The organism is Flavobacterium sp. K77, from assembly GCF_021608205.1.
In the GTDB taxonomy this organism is placed as follows: Bacteria; Bacteroidota; Bacteroidia; order Flavobacteriales; family Flavobacteriaceae; genus Flavobacterium; species Flavobacterium turcicum.
The window spans coordinates 1-502 of the sequence record NZ_JAKIHO010000052.1 but is presented as its reverse complement, the minus strand read 5'-3'; the positions used below and the strand labels follow the sequence as shown (position 1 = coordinate 502).

Annotated in this window: 2 tRNA genes and 1 rRNA gene; all 3 read left to right on the top strand. The window is 43.8% G+C overall.

Annotated elements, in window-relative coordinates:
- The first annotated feature begins 161 nt into the window (after window positions 1–161).
- The 3 genes from rrf (at window position 162) to L1S34_RS14845 (ending at window position 501) form a co-directional block, all read left to right on the top strand.
- Window positions 162–271: ribosomal RNA gene (rrf, locus tag L1S34_RS14855) — 5S ribosomal RNA — on the top strand.
- A 61-nt stretch (window positions 272–332) separates the two neighbouring features.
- Window positions 333–405, top strand: a tRNA-Phe gene (locus L1S34_RS14850).
- 10 nt (window positions 406–415) lie between these two features.
- Window positions 416–501, top strand: a tRNA-Leu gene (locus L1S34_RS14845).
- Window position 502 lies beyond the last annotated feature (1 nt).

Sequence of the window (502 nt, the reverse complement as noted above, 5' to 3'; positions counted from 1 at the left end):
CCCTTCGACTTCGCTCAGGGCAAGTCAAGGCTTTTTATGTTCTTTATCTCAGTATGTTAAGATATTTGTCCGCTGTGGCGGATGTTTAAAGTTTGAAGTTTAATGTTACAGGTTGAAGAACTTGAAACTATAGAAACTTGAAACTCCTTAAACAATAATCTTAAGGTGATTATTGCGGCGGGGCTCACCTCTTCCCATCCCGAACAGAGTAGTTAAGCCCGCCAGCGCAGATGGTACTGCAGTTATGTGGGAGAGTATGTCGTTGCCTTTCTTTGAAAGCCCATTCTAATCGGATGGGCTTTTTTTTTAGCATTTTTTACTTCATTAAGTAAGGTACCTTAGCTCAGATGGTAGAGCAATGGACTGAAAATCCATGTGTCCCTGGTTCGATCCCTGGAGGTACCACAACACCAAAGCTCGGATGGTGAAATTGGTAGACACGCTGGACTTAAAATCCAGTGAACAGCAATGTTCGTGCGGGTTCAAGTCCCGCTCTGAGTAC